Raw genomic sequence first — 17565 nt, 5'->3', positions numbered from 1 at the left:
GATTAGAAGGGAGAGAGAACTATGGCTGTAGAAGTTGTAATGCCAAAGTTAGGTATGGCGATGAAAGAAGGTATTATTACGAGCTGGAATATTAAAGCAGGTGATAATGTAGAAAAAGGTGAACTAATTGCTAGTATTAACTCAGAAAAAATCGAAACGGAAATAGAAGCACCAGCTGATGGAACTGTTCTTGACATAGCTGTAAGTGAAGATGAGGGAGTTCCACCTGGCACTGTAATTTGCTATATCGGTAAACCGAGCGAAAAAGTAGATGTCTATGAAAGTACAAATGTTGAAGAAGAGAAAACACCGAATCCAGAACCTAAAATTTTACAACATGCAGAACAATATGCGATAGATGTGACGAAGCAAAGAGTCAAAATATCTCCTGTTGCGAAGAAAATTGCAAAAACTGAAAATCTTGATATTAGATCATTAATTGGTACAGGTCCTGGCGGAAGAATTACAAAGGTAGATGTTTTAAAGGCACTTGAGGAAAGAGTTACAATTCCAGAAATACTTGAACAAGAGGGAAGTAAAGTCATTCCTGTTACTGGTATGCGGAAAGCAATCGCAAACCGTATGCATACAAGCTTACAAAATAGTGCGCAATTAACATTAACGATGAAAGTAGATGTGACAGATTTAGTTGCTTTACATAAAGACATAGCGGAAGTTGTACAAAAACGATACGATAACAAACTAACCATTACGGATTTCGTTTCTCGCGCTGTTGTATTAGCACTTGCGGAGCATAAAGAAATGAACAGCGCTTATATAGATGATGCAATTCATCAATTTGAACATGTTCATTTAGGCATGGCAGTCGCGTTAGAAAAAGGATTAGTCGTTCCGGCTATTCGCTTTGCTAATCATTTATCTTTAGTAGAGTTATCTAAAGAAATTAAAAATGTGGCACAAAAGGCACGAGCAGGCAGTTTAAATAGTGATGATATGCAAGGAACAACCTTTACAATTAGTAATTTAGGTAGCTTCGGTATTGAATATTTTACGCCGGTATTAAATACACCTGAGACTGGTATTTTAGGTGTTGGTGCAATTGAACATGTCCCTGTATATAAAGGGAAAAAATTAAGAAAAGGAAGTATGTTACCTTTAAGTTTAACATTCGATCATCGTGTACTAGACGGTGCACCAGCAGCTGCATTTTTACGCACAATTAAACGTTATTTAGAAGAATCTGTAACAATTCTTTTATAAAGAGAAGGTGAGAGAATGAGTAAATTAGTCGTTATTGGAGGCGGACCTGCTGGCTATGTAGCAGCAATTACCGCGGCTCAAAATGGGAAAGATGTCACTCTTATTGATGAAGCGGATCTTGGCGGGACTTGTTTAAATGTTGGTTGTATGCCTACGAAATCATTGTTAGAAAGTGCAGAAGTGCATGACATTGTGAGAAAAGCGAATCATTATGGAATTGCACTTAACAATGGAAGTATATCAATTGATTGGAAGCAAATACAGGCGAGGAAATCACAAATCGTAACGCAGCTCGTCCAAGGAATTCAATATTTAATGAAGAAAAATAAAATAAAAGTTATACAAGGTAAAGCGAATTTTGAAACGGATCACCGAGTACGAGTTACAAACGATAATAAAGAGGATGTAGTAGATGGAGAACAGTTCATTATAGCGGCAGGATCAGAACCGACTGAATTACCTTTTGCTCCATTTGATGGGAAGTGGATTTTAAATAGTAGCCATGCAATGTCCCTAGAAAGTATACCAAAATCATTACTAATCGTTGGCGGTGGTGTAATAGGTTGCGAGTTTGCAAGTATTTATAGTCGTCTTGGAACAAAAGTTACGATTGTTGAAAGGGCATCGCAATTATTACCTGGTGAAGATGAAGATATCGCACATATTTTAAGAGATAAACTAGAAAATGATGGCGCAGAAATATTTACAGGAGCTGCTTTAAAAGGATTAAATAATTATAAGAAGCAAGCTTCATTTGAATATGAAGGAAGTATCCAAGAAGCCAATCCGGAATATGTTATCGTTTCTGTCGGCCGAAAACCACGTGTACAAGAATTAGGTTTAGAAAAAGCAGGTATTCAATTTTTAAATAAAGGAATTTCTGTGAATGAACATATGCAAACAAACAGATCACATATTTACGCAGCAGGTGATGTGATTGGTGGAATACAACTTGCTCACGTTGCCTTCCATGAAGGGATGACAGCAGCATTACATGCGAGCGGAGAAGATGTAAAAGTTAACTATCATGCAGTACCTCGATGTATATACACATCCCCAGAAATCGCAAGTGTTGGTTTAAGCGAAAAAGATGCAAGAGAACAATATGGTGATATTCTTATCGGAGAATTTCCTTTTACAGCGAACGGAAAAGCGCTTATTATTGGAGAACAAACGGGTAAAGTAAAAGTTATTGTGGAACCTAAATATCAAGAAATTGTTGGGATTTCTATTATCGGTCCTCGTGCAACGGAACTAATCGGACAAGGAACTGTAATGATTCATACAGAAGTTACCGCTGATATTATGAGAGATTATATTGCAGCACATCCAACTTTATCTGAAGCGATTCATGAAGCGTTATTACAAGCTATAGGACATGCTGTACATGCTTAAATGAAAATATAATAAACCACTATTCTCTAAATGAATGAGAGAATAGTGGTTTGGATTTTTATAGAAGAAATTAAATAACTTTTTACTTTTTAACGTCAATCGCTGAAGTAATATCGTTCCAATCAGCAGCTAAATTAGCAGTTTTACCGTACCAATCAGCATGTTTGAATACAACACCTTTTCCATATCCTTGTGTTGAAGTATGCTCCCAAAGTGTCGTTGAATAACTTGCTGAAGGCGATGCTGTACTTACAGAAGAAATTCTGTCATTCCAGCTAGAAGGCAAGTTTTTAAAACCGCTGCTCCAGTAAATATATTGGCCACCTTTATCTTTATGTTCATAAAAATCAGTACTACCAGCACCGCTACCTAAAGGATTAATTTTATTTTTAAGCGCTTTTTTATCCTTTTCAACATAAGCATCCAATGTTTCTCTACTAGTAAACCCGTAAGCTAACCAATCTCCATTTTCATTTTGCTCAGGTAGGACCATAGTAATTTGGATGTCTTTTTTCTCCTGCTCGCTTAATTTTGCAAAAGAAGTAACATTTTGTTCATCAACTTTTAAATAATCAAATGATTTAATTACATTACTTTTTTCTTCAGCACTTGCTACTCCTAGTCCTCCAGTGAATGCAAATCCCGCTACTAGTGTACCTGCTACTAATTTCTTCAACATATAACCATCCCTTTTTGTTTAGATTTTGTACAGGTGAAACTTTGTACTAGTAAAATGTATTCTAATTATTAACTATTGTAAATATTCTGAAGTTTTAGAAATAAAAGGCGGAATATTTACAGTTTTGCATTTTTTCTTTAGAAAAAATAGTTATTGGAATGATATAATAAATAGATGTATTGCTTTTGTTGGATGTTAAAATGTTTTAGGAGGGAAGCGATTGAAGTATTTCAATAAAGATTGGTATAAAGAAATGCAAGTATCTGGATTTTTAATTTTCCCAGAAACAGTAGAAGAATGGGAAGAGTTGTTGCGAGAGAGCAAAAAGATAGGAATGGATTACAAGCAAGGTTTAAGAGAAGACGTGGAAGAAAAGAAAGAAGATCTATTAAAGTGTCTACCTAAGTCATTACATCCATACATTCATGAAAATACAATTAATTCAGAATACCCATCGGAAAAATTAAAGAAACTTACGCTTGAGTGGACAGTAGATTATGAGAAAAGAATGAGTGATTTAGAACAAGCGTATTTAGATAATTATAATACTATAAAAGAAAAGCTTGCGCAGAATGTCGTTCAACTACATGAATACTCACTACATGACAGTGTAGTCAAATCAGTAGAAAGAAGGTCAGAAGATAAGCTAATAATAACTTTAGATTGCAGTGGTACTTTCAGTGAATTTGATAAACTGCAAGTAACTTTTATAGGGGTAACGAAATGTTCTATTCCGGAAGATTTTGAAGGTGCTTGGTGGTTATGTCATGAAATAGATCTTACTAATGAAGGGTTCGAATTGGGTGTTTTATTTGATTGCCCATTTGAAGAAGTGACAATTTGTGCAAAAGACGTATTGCTTGAGATAGGTAACTAGTAAACTTTATAACTTTACAAACAAAAAAACAGTCTTATAAGACTGTTTTTTATTTAGATGCTAAATTATCAAGTTTCCAATAAGTATCTGTTAACGGCGCAGCTTTGCTATCTATGTATAAATACATATTATTTAAATCTTTTGGAGAAGCTTTCATATTAAATACAATGTCGGTAGTTAAAGAAAACTCAGAAGGAACCTTTTTAGCATTTTCATTTTGTATAACTTCACCTTCGTGTTTTTCACCTGTTTTTTCATCTTTTATGAAATATTTTATTTCTGAAAGATCTATCGTTTGTCCGTCAGCACGAGCATTATTCATAGTAACACGAGCTGTGAGACGCCACTCTTTGTCTATTTTTTCGAATTTAGCATTTTCAACAGTTGCTCTATAGTATTCATTTTTATATATTTCCCCATAATGCATTGCATCCTTTTCAAGAGCGCTCTTTTCTTGTTTTGGTGTAGTACTACCATTACATCCTACCATTATTCCTGTAAATAATAATGCTGTACAAGTTACTTTAATTATAGATTTCATAATAATTCCTTTCTGTGTTAAAAAGTAAAACATAGGAATAATTTTACATCAATAGGAAGTTAAATGGAAGTATGTTTGTGAAATATACAAATATACATTTATTTCGTTATAAAGTTAATGGTATAGAAAGAGGGAAAAAGCTGAATAAAACGGAGTGAATAAGAATTGAAAATATTGTAAAACGGAAGAGACATGCATATAATTAAAATAAGGATGAGATTTCAGAATCTTCAATAACGGCGGTGGGTATATGTTTACTGAAGAGCGTAGAGAGAAAATTTTGGAGTTACTTAAGAAAGGTGGAAGGGTAATTGCTAAAGATCTTGCGGAAAGTTTCGATATGTCTATTGATTCTATAAGAAGAGATTTGTCTATTATGGAGAAGGATGGCTTGTTAAAAAGAACACATGGAGGTGCAATCGAACTTACGCGAGTGAGAAACTTAGCTGCCGAACCAACGAAACGTTATCGTGATAGTTCAATAGAGGAAGATGCGATTGCGAAAGTTGCTGTATCCTACATACAAGAAGGCGATTCCGTTTTTATTGGCGGGGCTTCTACTCATTATGCTATGTTAAAATACTTACCTGAAATGTCATTTACAGTGATTACGAATTCTTTAGAAATTGCTAGTACCTTACGGGAATATAAGAACATTGATACATACTTAATTGGTGGAAAGGTGAAACCATCAGGGAATATGACAGATACAATTGCCTCTGAAATGATAAGTAGATTATCTATTGATCTTTATTTCTCTACAGGTGGGGGCATTTCATTGAATGGTATAAGTACTGCAACGCCGGAAGTTGCTTATTTTGGAAAAACAGTAAGTAAAATTGCTAGAAGAAACATTTGTTTAGCTCCTCATAATAAACTCGGAATAGACTGCTTTATTAAAGGAGAGTCACTAATAGAAATTGACCTTATAATAACAGATGAAGAGGCTAGTAAAGAAACGATTCAACAATTTGAGAAACAAGGTAAAGAAATTATAATAGCGTCAATAACCCCCATTTAAAAGGAGTTTGAAATGATTATAAAAGGACAAGAGTTTCATATAAATGGATTAACTTTTACAATTCGTTCTACAGCTGAAACGGATGCTGAGCAGTTATCGGAAATTAGAGCTCAGATCGATGGCGAAACTGAAAATATGGATAGAGAAGCTGGAGAGGGATTTATAGATAAGATAGGTTTTCAAAAAATAATAAAAACAGATAGTGAAGAGACGAAAAATCTCTTTTTAGTTGCAGAAGTGGACAAGCGAATCGTGGGATTTTCAAGATGTGAAGGATCAAATTTGAAGAGATTAACTCATAAAGTAGAATTTGGTGTTTGTATTTTAAGAGAGTTTTGGGGATATAGAATTGGTAAAAGTCTCTTGCAACAATCTATTCAGTGGGCTGATGAAAATGAAGTGAAAAAGATATCATTACAAGTGCTAGAGACAAATGAAAAAGCTATTCAACTTTATAAAAAATTAGGTTTTGAAGTAGAAGGTATTTTGAAAAATGACAAAAAGCTGTCGGATGGGAAGTATTATAATACGGTTGTAATGGGAAGATTCATAAAAGAGGTGTAGTGGGATGTTTTACAGAAGAAAGTACTATATAGTAAAAAATGAATTTGTAGAAATATTTAATGAGCATTTTACTAACACAAACTTACCTAACCAGTTAAAGCATGGTTCCAGGCTAATAGGACGCTGGATGAAAGATAATAATGATGGTACAACTGAAATATTCGCCATATGGGAATATGATAGTTATAAACAGTATAAAGAAATTGAATCGAAAATTAGAAGCGACGAGATGCATATTAAAAGAATACATGATTGGTATGAAAAACATGGCGGAAGAGAATATGTTTTTCAGAAGTACATATTAGAGTTAAAAAATGAAGAGTTAGTATGTACTGTAAAGTGATAGAGGAGTGAGAGATTATGAGAATTAAAACAAAATTATATTTTAGTTTAGCTTCTACCATTTTATTTGCAATAACGGTCATAGTTTTCTTTATAAATGATACTCCACAAAAGTGGTTTTGGTTATGTATTTTCTTTGCGTCTATTATACAAAATATAGTTTTACTAAAAAAGAATAAAGAAGTGCATTAAGATATTCGAATTATTAACATATTTGTGTCGTCTTTCTAGTTTTATTGAAAACGCTTTTATTCAGTTTTATAATAAAAGTATGTTTTTACAAATCTCCAAAATAATGAATAGGGAGATGATACAATGTTAGCTTCACCGTTTTACTTACATACATGGAAAAAGTTTGTTGATGAAGGAATCCTTGATTCGAACCGTATGAACGAAAGAATTTCAGAGTCATGGCATCGATGTAAACAAGCAAATGTGAATCCTCATATGAATAAAGGTCAGAAAATTTTGTCTTCTAATGTTTTTCAAGATCAAAAGAAAAAGAGTGAAATCTTCCTTGATATAGCAATACCTCAATTACAAAATATGAGGAAAACCATTGATGAGCTGCAAATGATGGCATTATTAATTGATCCAAACGGTTACGTTCTATCGTTAAGTGGAAATCAACAAACGTTAAAACGAGCGAAACATATTAATTTCATTGAAGGTGTGAAATGGACGGAAGCAGCTGTTGGTACAAATGCGATAGGAACCGCGTTACAGATTGAAGAGGCTATTATGATAAGTGGTACAGAGCATTATTCTATCGCATCTCATAGCTGGAGCTGTGCGGCCGCTCCCATTCATAATGATGATGGGAAATTAATTGGAGTTCTAGATTTCTCCTGTCCAATTGAATTTTCACATCCATATATGCTAGGGATGGTAACTTCGATTGCACATGCGATTGAACGTGAATGTAGTATTCGAGTGCATCAAAACGAACTACACTTAATCCATCGTTTTTTAGATGTAATTGACAGTGATGAACAGGTTGTTATATGTAATCATCGTGATGTTATCGTTTCTGCTAGTAAGAGGATTCGGGAACGTGTTTCTAATTGGTCACGAATGAAACTTGAAGTTTTAATGCAATATGGATTGAAATCTAAATTAGAAGTACCGGTATATAGTAATGAAAGAATGATCGGGAAATGTATTTATGTAAAGGAAAATAAACAAGGAAATGTATTTTCAACTTCTCCATTTATAAACGGAATTACTTTCCCTGGAGTTATTGGGACAAGCAATGCATTTCAACATACTTTAGAAGAAATTAAGCTTGTATCTCCAACTGACGCTAGTGTATATGTTTGTGGTGAAACAGGTGTAGGGAAAGAATATGTAGCGAGAGCGATTCATGAAAATAGTCCAAGAAAAAATGGTCCTTTTATAGCTGTTAACTGTGGTTCATTGCCGAAAGAATTAATGGAAAGTGAATTGTTCGGTTATGTTGAAGGAGCGTTTACAGGTGCACGGCGCCAAGGATATAAAGGGAAATTCGAACAAGCAGACGGAGGGACAATATTTTTAGACGAAATTGGTGAAGTACCGCCAGAGATGCAAGTCGCATTATTGCGTGTTTTACAAGAACGAACAGTAACCCCAATTGGTAGTTCAAAAGAGGTACCAGTAAATATTCGTATTATTACTGCGACACATAAAGATTTACTGAGATTAGTAGAAGAAGGGAAATTCCGTCAAGATTTATATTATCGTTTACATGTATATCCGCTATATGTTCCATCGTTAATGGAAAGAAAAGAGGATATTCCATACTTCATACAACATTTTTGTGAACAAAAAGATTGGAAGGTTGTATTTCCAAAAAGTATTTGTAATCAATTTTCTCAGCATACATGGCCCGGAAATATTCGAGAGTTACTAAATGTATTAGAACGTATTTACATTTTGTCGCAAGGTCAGGAAATATGCGAAAAACAAATTTCTTTTTTATTACAAACCATGATGGGAAATCAACATCAACTTGCATTGCAAGTAGAAAATAAAACGGAGCATACATTAAATTTCCGTGAAAAAATACAGCGTGATAGCATGATTGAAGCGCTAGAAAAGACGAACGGAAATGTTTCATTAGCTGCAAAATTGTTAGATGTACCTCGAAGTACATTTTATAAGCGAATGCAAAAATATAAGCTATAAAGTAGATTTTTGTAATCTACTTTTTCTTTGTGGGCTCATGTTCTGTCGGAATGTGCGCTTGCCGGGGAAATAATAGAATAGTTAGAAAATAATTTTCGGAAGGTGGAATATGTGAAGTATATTGAAATTGGCATCGGAAATAGGTGGTTCGTTCGAACGGAAACTGAAAATAAAGATGGAACTGAATTTGAGGAACAAGGAATTATAAAACCTATTTATTTTGAGTCTTTATATGTACGAATTTGGTTTCGGAAAACGTGTTTTATCTTTGATACGAAAGAAGGGTTTAAGAACGCAAGAAAAAGTAGAGCTGAATATAAGTTTATTGTTGGAATCGTAAGTAGGTTAAAACAATAGAATTAAATAGGGGTGTTTTTATGATTAGAATTACCACATTCATACTCGCTTTTATTGTAATGGGCTATTCTATTTACAGTTGGAATGATGATTCGAAGCAAAGCATGCTTATTTTGCAATTATTATTAGGTTTTATGCTTGCTAGTATGGGGATACAAAATGTTAAGAAGGATGAAAAAAAGAATAAGAATATGGGACTGTTGCTTTTACTTACATCGTTATTTTGTATCATTGTATCTTTAATAAAATATTTAAAATAAACTGTTACTCAACATATCGAGTAACAGTTTATTTTTTTAAGTTTTCTCATTAAAATTCTAGTAGCTGTTTTGCACATTTTTTTAACAATACAAAATCTTTCTGTTATCCAATAAGTAAGTTCAAAAGAGGTGAGAATACATTCTTTTTTCTTACCTTGGAAATATTACTAAAACATTCCTGTTATTTAAAACAACACTTTTAGCATAACCATACCCACATATAGACCATATAATAGCACACTTATATAAATGAGTGTGCTATTTATATAGCCCAGTCGTATACATTTCCGTCAATGTATGTACTATCACTTCTAATTCTAATTTTTTATCATTTTTCACAATTGTCCAAAGAAACATCTCATTCATCGCGAACCAAGCACTAGCTACAATTTCTTTATTTAATTCAGGCTGTGCTAAGCCACCTTCTTGAGAGTATGTAATATCCTGCGCAATACTGTTTATAAAGCGTTCCCGTATCTCGTCCCATTTTTGACGTATCTCTTTTGATAATCCTATAGCTTCTTGAACAACTTGCAATATAGCTCGTTCTTTTTCTGCTAGTTGTAGGAATGCTCTAACTTGATTTTGAATCATTTTATGTGCTTCTTCTTTCGTTTGAGGCGAAAAGGAGCGCTCAGCAATATCATAAAATTGATTCATAACATCTTCCATTAAAACGATGAGGAGATCATCTTTGTTTTTAAAGTATACATATGCCGTTCCATAACCGGTTTCTGCATGTTTAATAATTTGTGTAATTGTCGTTTTTTGAAATCCGTTCTGTATAAAAATAGTGTAACCAGCATGTAATAGTTTCTTCTTTGTCTCTATGGAGCGGTGTTTTCTTGATGAAAGAGTATTGTTTTTCAAAGAATCACCTCTTTATACTGAAATATCTGAAAATATAACTGTATTGTAAAAGAAATTCATATATAAAGTCAACTGACATAATATCATTGACGTTATATCAACTATGGTGATATATTTCAATTAGTTAGAATAAAAAGAAAATTAAAAGAAGGTGACACCATGTATAAAGAACCATTTCAATCAACTTATGAATATGCGCTTGAATGTGATAAACATGATGAACTGAAAGATTTTCAAACTGAATTCTATAAAAAAGAAGGAACAATATATTTAGATGGAAACTCATTAGGACTACTTTCAAAAAGAGCAGAGAAATCGTTACTTACGTTGCTCGATTCATGGAAGGAGTATGGAATTGACGGCTGGACTGAAGGAGAGCATCCGTGGTTTTTCCTTTCGGAGAAATTAGGTGAATTGACAGCGCCTCTTATTGGAGCTTTACCGGAAGAAGTTATTGTAACCGGTTCTACAACGACTAATATACACCAAGTGATTGCGACATTTTATGAGCCGAAAGGAATACGTACAAAAATTCTTGCGGATGAATTAACATTCCCGTCAGATATATATGCACTTCAAAGTCAAATTCGTTTAAAAGGATTAGATCCAGATGAGCATTTAGTACGAGTGAAGAGCCGAGATGGTAGAACACTTTTTGAAGATGATATTATTCGGGAAATGACAGATGATATCGCGTTAATTTTATTACCTTCTGTACTATATAGAAGTGGCCAAATTCTTGATATGAAACGTTTAACAGCCGAAGCACATAAGCGTGGTATTCATATCGGATTCGATTCATGTCATTCAATCGGTTCTATTCCGCATCATTTCAAAGAATGGGATGTTGATTTCGCTATTTGGTGTAATTATAAATATTTAAATGCAGGACCAGGTGGAGTTGGGGGTCTTTATATAAATAAAAAGCATTTTAATAGAATTCCAGGATTATCAGGTTGGTTTAGTTCTAGAAAAGATAAGCAGTTCGATATGGAACATATATTAACAGCTGCTGATCATGCAGGTGCTTATCAAATTGGTACACCGCACGTATTAAGTACTGCACCTTTAATTGGTTCTCTTGAAATATTTAAAGATGCTGGTATAGAACGTTTACGTGAAAAATCGCTACATATTACAAGATACATGCTGGATTTAATTGATCATGAATTAAAAGATTTCGGATTTATAATTGGAAATCCATTAGAGGATGAAAAACGAGGCGGGCACATTTATTTAGAACATGCAGAAGCAGCACGCATATGTAAAGCGCTAAAAGCAAATGGAGTTATCCCTGATTTCCGTGCACCTAATGGAGTTAGACTTGCGCCTGTTGCTTTATACAATACGTATGAGGAAGTATGGAACTCTGTACAAATTTTAAAGAAAATTATGAAAAATGAAGAATATAAAAACTTTGAAAATAAGCGAGAGGTTGTGGCGTAAGCATGAAAACATCGCAGTGGATTGATATTTCACAACCGCTAAATAATGATATCGCGACATGGCCAGGGGATACACCGTTCTCGTATGAAGTTTCATGGTCAAAAGAAAACAGTGGTTCAGTAAATGTCGGAAAGTTAACGATGAGTATCCATACAGGTACTCATATTGATGCACCTTTTCATTTTGATAATGACGGTAAGAAGGTGTTGGATTTAGATATTCAAGTTTATGTTGGCCCAGCGCGAATCATTGACGTTTCTAATCTTGAAAGCATCGGGAAAAAGGAATTAGAAAACTTTCATTTAGAAGGTGTAGAACGATTGTTATTACGTACATCTTCACATGGTAAAGCAAATGAATTCCCAGATGTAATCCCGCATTTACGCGCAGATATTGCAGCCTTTCTTTCTGAAAAGGGAATTCGTTTAATTGGCGTGGATGTACCATCAGTTGATCCATTAGATGATAAAGAATTAGCGGCGCACCATCAATTGTTTAAACATGGCATACACATTTTAGAAAATGTCGTACTAGATCATGTAGCAGACGGTGATTATGAATTAATAGCATTACCACTTGCCTTAACAGATGCAGATGGAAGTCCAGTTCGAGCTGTTATTAGACCAATATAAGTAGAAATGAACACAAAGGGGCGTTTGGCTAATATGAAAGAAAATGAAAAGGTAATTATGGAAAAAGGGATTCATACGGATTTTAAGGAGAATATGACGTATGGAGAGTATTTACAGCTAGATAGCTTATTATCTAGTCAACAAAGATTATCAGATCATCATGATGAAATGTTATTTATCGTTATCCACCAAGCGAGTGAGCTTTGGATGAAACTAATTTTACATGAATTGAATGCTGCAATTGAATCTATTAAACAAGATAAATTACCACCAGCTTTTAAAATGTTAGCACGTGTATCAAAAATTCAGTCGCAAATTATTCAATCTTGGGATATTCTTGCGACATTAACACCATCAGAATATATTGAGTTTCGTGATTCACTTGGTCAGGCTTCAGGTTTTCAATCGTATCAATATCGAATGATTGAATATGCACTTGGTTATAAAACACCACATGCATTAAAGATTTATGAAAAGGACCCAGAATTACATGCTCGTCTTCATAAAGCACTTCATACACCAAGTTTATATGATGTGGCGATACAAGCGCTTGTTAAAGAAGGATTCCCAATTCATAAAGATGTGTTAAATCGTGATATTACGCAGCCTTACGAAGAGGATGCAACTGTAGAAGCGGCTTGGATAGAAGTATATGCGGACGTGCAGAAATATTGGGATTTATATCAGCTTGCAGAGAAATTAATCGATATTGAAGACTGGCTACAACAATGGCGTTTCCGTCATATGAAAACGGTAGAACGAATTATTGGTCATAAAATGGGAACAGGTGGATCTTCTGGCGTATCTTATTTGAAAAGGGTACTTGATCAATGTTTCTTCCCAGAGCTTTGGAATGTTCGCACGAAATTATAAAAAACAAACCTGTCAGTTCATTACTGGCAGGTTTGTTTTTTATTTGAACGCAATTATGTTTTAATGAAAGTTACAAGATATAATAAATTAGGTAATGAATTAATTGGAGGTAAAGTTTTGGATTTCAAGCCACTAGAAAATAAATTTGAAAAGAAAAAAGTAAATACATTTCTCGTTTATCAAAAAGGTGAGTTAACAAGTGAGTATTATAAAACGTTAGAGTGTGAAAATAATCTATTTAAAATAAATTCGATTACAAAAAGCATTGTATCTATATTAATTGGTATTGCAATCGATAAAGGCTATATAAATGATATACATACACCGATTACAAAATGGATTCCAAATATACCAGAAGAAAAAAACGAATTAACAATTTATCATCTATTAACAATGACTACAGGTGAAGATTGGAAAGAGTTCGGAAATGGAGTAGTGTTCCCAAATGATTTTGTAGAATCAGAAAACTGGGTGCAATACATATTAGAAAAACCAATAATTGAAGAACCCGTTACAAAAATGAATTATAACTCAGGGTCTTCGCATTTGCTTAGTTATATTATTCAAGAAGCTACTGGAATGTCGACAGAACAATTTGCAAAAAGATATTTATTTGATCCGTTAGAAATTACCGAATATGAGTGGCGGCAAGATCCTCAAAGCATATATGTTGGTGGATTTGGTATGAAAATGAAATCTAAAGATTTATTAAAAATCGGAATATTATGTTTGCAGAATGGATATTGGCAGGGTAATGAAATTGTATCCTCGAAATGGTTAGAAGAATCAAGTACACCTCTATTTGAAACGTATGAACATGTCGGGGCATATGGATATCACTGGTGGGTATTGAATAACGAAAGATTTCACATACCGTATTGTATGTATTTTGCTATGGGATACGGCGGACAATACATCGTTATCATTCCACAGTTAGAACTGGTAGCAGTTATTAGTAGCCATATGCCAAAACGCGGACTCGTTCCATTGAAATTATTTATTGAGCATGTACAAGAGAATGATAAGTTGATATAAGAAGAGGAGAGAATGTATGAGAGGTGTAAAAACATTAGCTTTATTTAGACTATGTTTAAGTCTTCTAGCATGTAGCGCCATTATTACGCAATTTATAATAAGGGCACAAGTGAAACCGTTCAATCCAGTTAACTTTTTTAGTTTCTTTACGATTGAAAGTAACATCTTAGTTGCATGTATTCTCCTTTTAAGTAGCATTGGAACAGCTACATTCGGTCGATCAGAGCAGTTTAGTATACTTCGTGGTGCCGCAACTGTATATATACTTACGACAGGACTCATTTATTTTTTGCTATTAAGAGGATTAGAAGAATCACTTCAAACCGCAATACCATGGGTGAATACGGTGCTACATTATATCATGCCAATTGCCATGCTTTTAGATTGGATTTTAAATCCACCTAGTAAGAAAATCACTTGGAAACAAGCTGCAAGTTGGCTCTTATTCCCGTTTTTTTACGTTGTGTACAGCTTAATTCGTGGTCCAATCGTAAATTGGTATCCATATCCGTTTTTAGATCCGAGAATAGGTGGATATGGTAGAGTACTTATATACAGTATAGGGATAGCAGTTGTAATTGGTGCTATTTGTATATTGGTAAGATTTTTAGGGAACCGAGATTTTAGGAAAGAATTTTAGAAATGAAAACCCCACTGTTAACATTTTAACAGTGGGGTTTTCATTTTATCTACTCGTCTTCTGAAACGACATTTTTATAAATTTATCTGTCTTCGTTTCAAATTCTACATCAACAAAAACACCATATTCTTTTCCATTTTCACGTAGCCACAATTTAAATTTTTCAACTGTTATTTGAACGGTTTTCGGTTTTCTACCTATATGAAGGTAATCAATAATTTCCGCTTTTGGGTATTGTTCTTTCGTCTTTTCTACAGCAAGTTTCCCCCATTTGGCATACGGTGGCTGCGCATGAACAATTGATGGGCCAGTATATACATTTGAACATGTTGTTATGAACAGAATGACGAGTACGATACGCTTTAACAATTTCTTCATGATGAACTCCTTTTATCTTTTTTCATATTGTTTACATATTTTTTCAACGATATGAGTTTGGATTTTTTTGTCTTCTTTACATAAAAGCGAGGCTTTTACAAAACATAACCAAGAAATCATTTCCGTAATTAAGGAGGGAAAATTATGCGTCAAAAAGCTATTTTTAAAATAGCAGTTTTACTTGTGTTCATAGGACTATCTTTGATGGTCAGTAGTATACAACTAAAGAATGTAGAAGCTTTTTCTAATCAAGTCATTCAAAGAGGAGCATCTGGTGAAGATGTCATTGAACTACAATCTCGTTTGAAATATAACGGATTTTATACGGGAAAAGTGGATGGTGTTTTCGGATGGGGTACATACTGGGCACTTCGAAATTTTCAAGAGAAATTCGGACTACCTGTTGATGGTTTAGCGGGAGCTAAAACGAAGCAAATGCTCGTAAAGGCAACGAAGTATGACAAGTCAACTGCTAATAAAGGAAATAGTGGTGGTACTGCACAAGGAAATAAACCATCTCAAAATAAAGGGACAAATGTTCCAAACGGTTATTCTCAAAATGACATTCAGCTTATGGCAAACGCAGTATATGGAGAATCTCGTGGTGAACCGTACTTAGGGCAAGTTGCAGTAGCTGCAGTTATTTTAAATCGGGTTACAAGTGCATCGTTCCCAAATACCGTTTCGGGTGTCATCTTTGAGCCAAGAGCATTTACAGCGGTAGCAGACGGACAAATATATTTAACGCCAAATGAAACAGCGAAAAAAGCTGTATTAGATGCAATTAATGGATGGGATCCAACAGGAAATGCATTGTATTATTTCAATCCAGATACTGCAACGAGTAAATGGATTTGGACTCGTCCACAAATTAAAAAGATTGGGAAACATATTTTCTGTAAATAGAGCGGAGGTGGAACTATGTTACGAGGTATTATAATCGTATTATTAACAGTCGGTGTAGTTGGAACTGGATACTGGGGCTATAAAGAGCACCAAGAGAAGAATGCTGTATTAATTCGAGCGGAAAATAGTTATCAACGTGCGTTTCATGATTTAGCATACGAAGTTGATTTATTGCACGATAAAATTGGAACAACGCTGGCGATGAATTCACGTGCATCTTTATCACCAGCATTAGCAGATGTATGGCGATTAACATCAGAAGCGCGATCGGATGTAGGGCAATTACCATTAACGTTGATGCCATTTAATAAAACGGAAGAATTCTTAGCAAATATCGGTGATTTTAGTTACCGTGCGGCCATTCGTGATTTAGAAAAAGAGCCGCTAAATGATCAAGAATATAAAACATTGCAAACGTTATATTCAAACGCAGGTAACATTCAAGATGAACTACGAAAAGTACAACATCTTGTTTTGAAAAATAATTTACGCTGGATGGATGTTGAGATGGCACTTGCATCAAATCGTGATCCTGCAGACAATACAATTATTGACGGATTAAAAACAGTGGAGAAAAACGTAACATCGTATTCGTCTACAAACTTCGGACCGACCTTTACAAGTGCGCAAAAAAATAAAAAAGGCGGATTTGAAGCAGAAGGAAAAGCAATTTCTAAAGATGAAGCGGCAAAAATTGCAAAATCATTTTTAAATTTAAAAGGAAATGAAAAAGTAGATGTTGAGAAAAGCGGAAAAGGTGCAAAAGAATCTTTCTATAGTGTGAAAATTAAAGATTCCGCAACGAATAATGAGTTTTATATGGATATTACCGGAAAAGGCGGATATCCAATTTGGGTTATGAATAATCGAGAAATCAAGGAACAGAAAATTAGTTTAAACGATGCAGGAAATAAAGGTTTGACATTCTTAAAGGACCATAAGTTTAATAATATGGAGCTTTATGATAGCTCACAATATGATAACGTTGGAATATTTACGTATGTAGTAAATGAGAACGGCGTACGAATTTACCCAGAGGCAATCCAAATGAAAATCGCTTTAGATGACGGTTCCATCGTTGGATTTTCCGCAAAAGAATATTTAGCATCACACCAAAAACGAACAGTTCCATCAGCAAAGCTAACTGCAGCAGAAGCAAGAAAGAAAATCAATCCAGATGTTAAAGTTATGGAAGAGCGCAAAGCTGTCGTAGTAAATGATTTGCATAATGAAGTACTTTGCTATGAATTTGTAGGTACTTTAGGGAAAGATACGTACCAAATTTTCATTAATGCAAATAGTGGAGCAGAGGAAAAAGTGAAGAAAATGCAAGCTGTTGAAAAAATTTATGATTAAACTTTA

Annotated in this window: 20 protein-coding genes; 16 read left to right on the top strand and 4 right to left on the bottom strand. The window is 34.2% G+C overall.

Annotated features, from left to right (window positions below; all coding sequences use genetic code 11):
• Positions 1–21 precede the first annotated feature (21 nt).
• Complete coding sequence (locus ILS93_RS01650; protein WP_064475475.1) at positions 22–1221, top strand: dihydrolipoamide acetyltransferase family protein; 1200 nt, start codon at positions 22–24, stop codon at positions 1219–1221.
• Between the two features lie 15 nt (positions 1222–1236).
• Positions 1237–2616, top strand: a complete 1380-nt coding sequence (lpdA, locus tag ILS93_RS01645) for a dihydrolipoyl dehydrogenase (protein WP_088046845.1) — start codon at positions 1237–1239, stop codon at positions 2614–2616.
• Between the two features lie 82 nt (positions 2617–2698).
• Here the strand turns inward: lpdA and ILS93_RS01640 are convergent, their stop codons facing one another.
• The gene (locus ILS93_RS01640; protein WP_064475473.1) at positions 2699–3295 is read right to left on the bottom strand and encodes a hypothetical protein; all 597 of its coding nucleotides are present in this window, start codon (positions 3293–3295) and stop codon (positions 2699–2701) included.
• A gap of 220 nt (positions 3296–3515) precedes the next feature.
• Between ILS93_RS01640 and ILS93_RS01635 the strand changes: the two genes are divergently transcribed.
• A complete protein-coding gene (locus ILS93_RS01635; protein ID WP_064475472.1) occupies positions 3516–4172 on the top strand; it encodes a DUF4085 family protein in 657 nt (218 codons plus the stop codon).
• Positions 4173–4221: 49 nt separating this feature from the next.
• Here the strand turns inward: ILS93_RS01635 and ILS93_RS01630 are convergent, their stop codons facing one another.
• Entirely contained in the window at positions 4222–4713 is a 492-nt protein-coding gene (locus tag ILS93_RS01630; RefSeq protein WP_149173564.1) for a hypothetical protein, read from the bottom strand.
• 250 nt (positions 4714–4963) lie between these two features.
• On the opposite strand from ILS93_RS01630, the gene ILS93_RS01625 reads away from it, so the two are divergent.
• The 6 genes from ILS93_RS01625 to ILS93_RS01600 all read left to right on the top strand — a co-directional run bounded on the left by ILS93_RS01625 (position 4964) and on the right by ILS93_RS01600 (position 9423).
• Complete coding sequence (locus ILS93_RS01625) at positions 4964–5734, top strand: DeoR/GlpR family DNA-binding transcription regulator (protein ID WP_064475470.1); 771 nt, start codon at positions 4964–4966, stop codon at positions 5732–5734.
• Positions 5735–5746: 12 nt separating this feature from the next.
• Positions 5747–6298 carry a GNAT family N-acetyltransferase gene (locus ILS93_RS01620; RefSeq protein WP_064475469.1) on the top strand — a complete coding sequence of 184 codons (552 nt, stop codon included), beginning with the start codon at positions 5747–5749 and terminating at the stop codon, positions 6296–6298.
• A 4-nt stretch (positions 6299–6302) separates the two neighbouring features.
• Positions 6303–6641, top strand: a complete 339-nt coding sequence (locus ILS93_RS01615; protein WP_064475468.1) for an NIPSNAP family protein — start codon at positions 6303–6305, stop codon at positions 6639–6641.
• A gap of 314 nt (positions 6642–6955) precedes the next feature.
• Positions 6956–8806, top strand: a complete 1851-nt coding sequence (locus ILS93_RS01610; RefSeq protein WP_064475467.1) for a sigma-54-dependent Fis family transcriptional regulator — start codon at positions 6956–6958, stop codon at positions 8804–8806.
• A gap of 111 nt (positions 8807–8917) precedes the next feature.
• Positions 8918–9163, top strand: a complete 246-nt coding sequence (locus tag ILS93_RS01605; protein ID WP_064475466.1) for a DUF3977 family protein — start codon at positions 8918–8920, stop codon at positions 9161–9163.
• 20 nt (positions 9164–9183) lie between these two features.
• The gene (locus tag ILS93_RS01600) at positions 9184–9423 is read left to right on the top strand and encodes a DUF3953 domain-containing protein (protein WP_064475465.1); all 240 of its coding nucleotides are present in this window, start codon (positions 9184–9186) and stop codon (positions 9421–9423) included.
• 258 nt (positions 9424–9681) lie between these two features.
• Here the strand turns inward: ILS93_RS01600 and ILS93_RS01595 are convergent, their stop codons facing one another.
• Complete coding sequence (locus ILS93_RS01595; RefSeq protein WP_064475464.1) at positions 9682–10293, bottom strand: TetR/AcrR family transcriptional regulator; 612 nt, start codon at positions 10291–10293, stop codon at positions 9682–9684.
• Positions 10294–10452: 159 nt separating this feature from the next.
• Between ILS93_RS01595 and kynU the strand changes: the two genes are divergently transcribed.
• From kynU to ILS93_RS01570, 5 genes are all read left to right on the top strand, one after another.
• Complete coding sequence (gene kynU / locus ILS93_RS01590; RefSeq protein WP_064475463.1) at positions 10453–11739, top strand: kynureninase; 1287 nt, start codon at positions 10453–10455, stop codon at positions 11737–11739.
• 2 nt (positions 11740–11741) lie between these two features.
• The gene (kynB, locus tag ILS93_RS01585; RefSeq protein ID WP_064475462.1) at positions 11742–12371 is read left to right on the top strand and encodes an arylformamidase; all 630 of its coding nucleotides are present in this window, start codon (positions 11742–11744) and stop codon (positions 12369–12371) included.
• A gap of 33 nt (positions 12372–12404) precedes the next feature.
• Positions 12405–13244, top strand: coding sequence for a tryptophan 2,3-dioxygenase (gene kynA, locus ILS93_RS01580; RefSeq protein ID WP_002127699.1), 840 nt, complete (start codon positions 12405–12407; stop codon positions 13242–13244).
• Between the two features lie 117 nt (positions 13245–13361).
• Positions 13362–14279, top strand: a complete 918-nt coding sequence (locus ILS93_RS01575) for a serine hydrolase domain-containing protein (RefSeq protein ID WP_149173567.1) — start codon at positions 13362–13364, stop codon at positions 14277–14279.
• A 16-nt stretch (positions 14280–14295) separates the two neighbouring features.
• Positions 14296–14919: a Pr6Pr family membrane protein gene (locus ILS93_RS01570; RefSeq protein WP_064475460.1), complete on the top strand. Its 624-nt coding sequence runs from the start codon at positions 14296–14298 to the stop codon at positions 14917–14919.
• Between the two features lie 45 nt (positions 14920–14964).
• On the opposite strand, the gene ILS93_RS01565 is transcribed toward ILS93_RS01570, so the two are convergent.
• Complete coding sequence (locus ILS93_RS01565; RefSeq protein WP_064475459.1) at positions 14965–15297, bottom strand: DUF3889 domain-containing protein; 333 nt, start codon at positions 15295–15297, stop codon at positions 14965–14967.
• Positions 15298–15441: 144 nt separating this feature from the next.
• On the opposite strand from ILS93_RS01565, the gene sleB reads away from it, so the two are divergent.
• Both sleB and ypeB read left to right on the top strand, forming a co-directional pair.
• Complete coding sequence (sleB, locus tag ILS93_RS01560; RefSeq protein WP_064475458.1) at positions 15442–16203, top strand: spore cortex-lytic enzyme; 762 nt, start codon at positions 15442–15444, stop codon at positions 16201–16203.
• A 15-nt stretch (positions 16204–16218) separates the two neighbouring features.
• Positions 16219–17559 (top strand): germination protein YpeB, encoded by a 1341-nt coding sequence (gene ypeB / locus ILS93_RS01555; protein WP_064475457.1) that lies wholly within the window; start codon positions 16219–16221, stop codon positions 17557–17559.
• Positions 17560–17565: the final 6 nt, after the last annotated feature.

Source organism: Bacillus sp. 16GRE42 (assembly GCF_019837435.1).
Lineage (GTDB): Bacteria > Bacillota > Bacilli > Bacillales > Bacillaceae_G > Bacillus_A > Bacillus_A wiedmannii.
This window is presented reverse-complemented; position numbering and strand designations above follow the sequence as displayed.

Bases quoted from the DNA above. Each gene is read 5' to 3' on its own strand.
- ILS93_RS01570 (WP_064475460.1), top strand. From the start codon at position 14,296: ATGAGAGGTGTAAAAACATTAGCTTTATTTAGACTATGTTTAAGTCTT.
- ILS93_RS01630 (WP_149173564.1), bottom strand. From the start codon at position 4,713: ATGAAATCTATAATTAAAGTAACTTGTACAGCATTATTATTTACAGGA.
- sleB (WP_064475458.1), top strand. From the start codon at position 15,442: ATGCGTCAAAAAGCTATTTTTAAAATAGCAGTTTTACTTGTGTTCATA.
- ILS93_RS01620 (WP_064475469.1), top strand. From the start codon at position 5,747: ATGATTATAAAAGGACAAGAGTTTCATATAAATGGATTAACTTTTACA.
- ILS93_RS01625 (WP_064475470.1), top strand. From the start codon at position 4,964: ATGTTTACTGAAGAGCGTAGAGAGAAAATTTTGGAGTTACTTAAGAAA.
- ILS93_RS01610 (WP_064475467.1), top strand. From the start codon at position 6,956: ATGTTAGCTTCACCGTTTTACTTACATACATGGAAAAAGTTTGTTGAT.
- kynA (WP_002127699.1), top strand. From the start codon at position 12,405: ATGAAAGAAAATGAAAAGGTAATTATGGAAAAAGGGATTCATACGGAT.
- kynU (WP_064475463.1), top strand. From the start codon at position 10,453: ATGTATAAAGAACCATTTCAATCAACTTATGAATATGCGCTTGAATGT.
- ILS93_RS01565 (WP_064475459.1), bottom strand. From the start codon at position 15,297: ATGAAGAAATTGTTAAAGCGTATCGTACTCGTCATTCTGTTCATAACA.
- ILS93_RS01650 (WP_064475475.1), top strand. From the start codon at position 22: ATGGCTGTAGAAGTTGTAATGCCAAAGTTAGGTATGGCGATGAAAGAA.
- ILS93_RS01615 (WP_064475468.1), top strand. From the start codon at position 6,303: ATGTTTTACAGAAGAAAGTACTATATAGTAAAAAATGAATTTGTAGAA.
- ILS93_RS01600 (WP_064475465.1), top strand. From the start codon at position 9,184: ATGATTAGAATTACCACATTCATACTCGCTTTTATTGTAATGGGCTAT.
- kynB (WP_064475462.1), top strand. From the start codon at position 11,742: ATGAAAACATCGCAGTGGATTGATATTTCACAACCGCTAAATAATGAT.
- ILS93_RS01640 (WP_064475473.1), bottom strand. From the start codon at position 3,295: ATGTTGAAGAAATTAGTAGCAGGTACACTAGTAGCGGGATTTGCATTC.
- ypeB (WP_064475457.1), top strand. From the start codon at position 16,219: ATGTTACGAGGTATTATAATCGTATTATTAACAGTCGGTGTAGTTGGA.
- lpdA (WP_088046845.1), top strand. From the start codon at position 1,237: ATGAGTAAATTAGTCGTTATTGGAGGCGGACCTGCTGGCTATGTAGCA.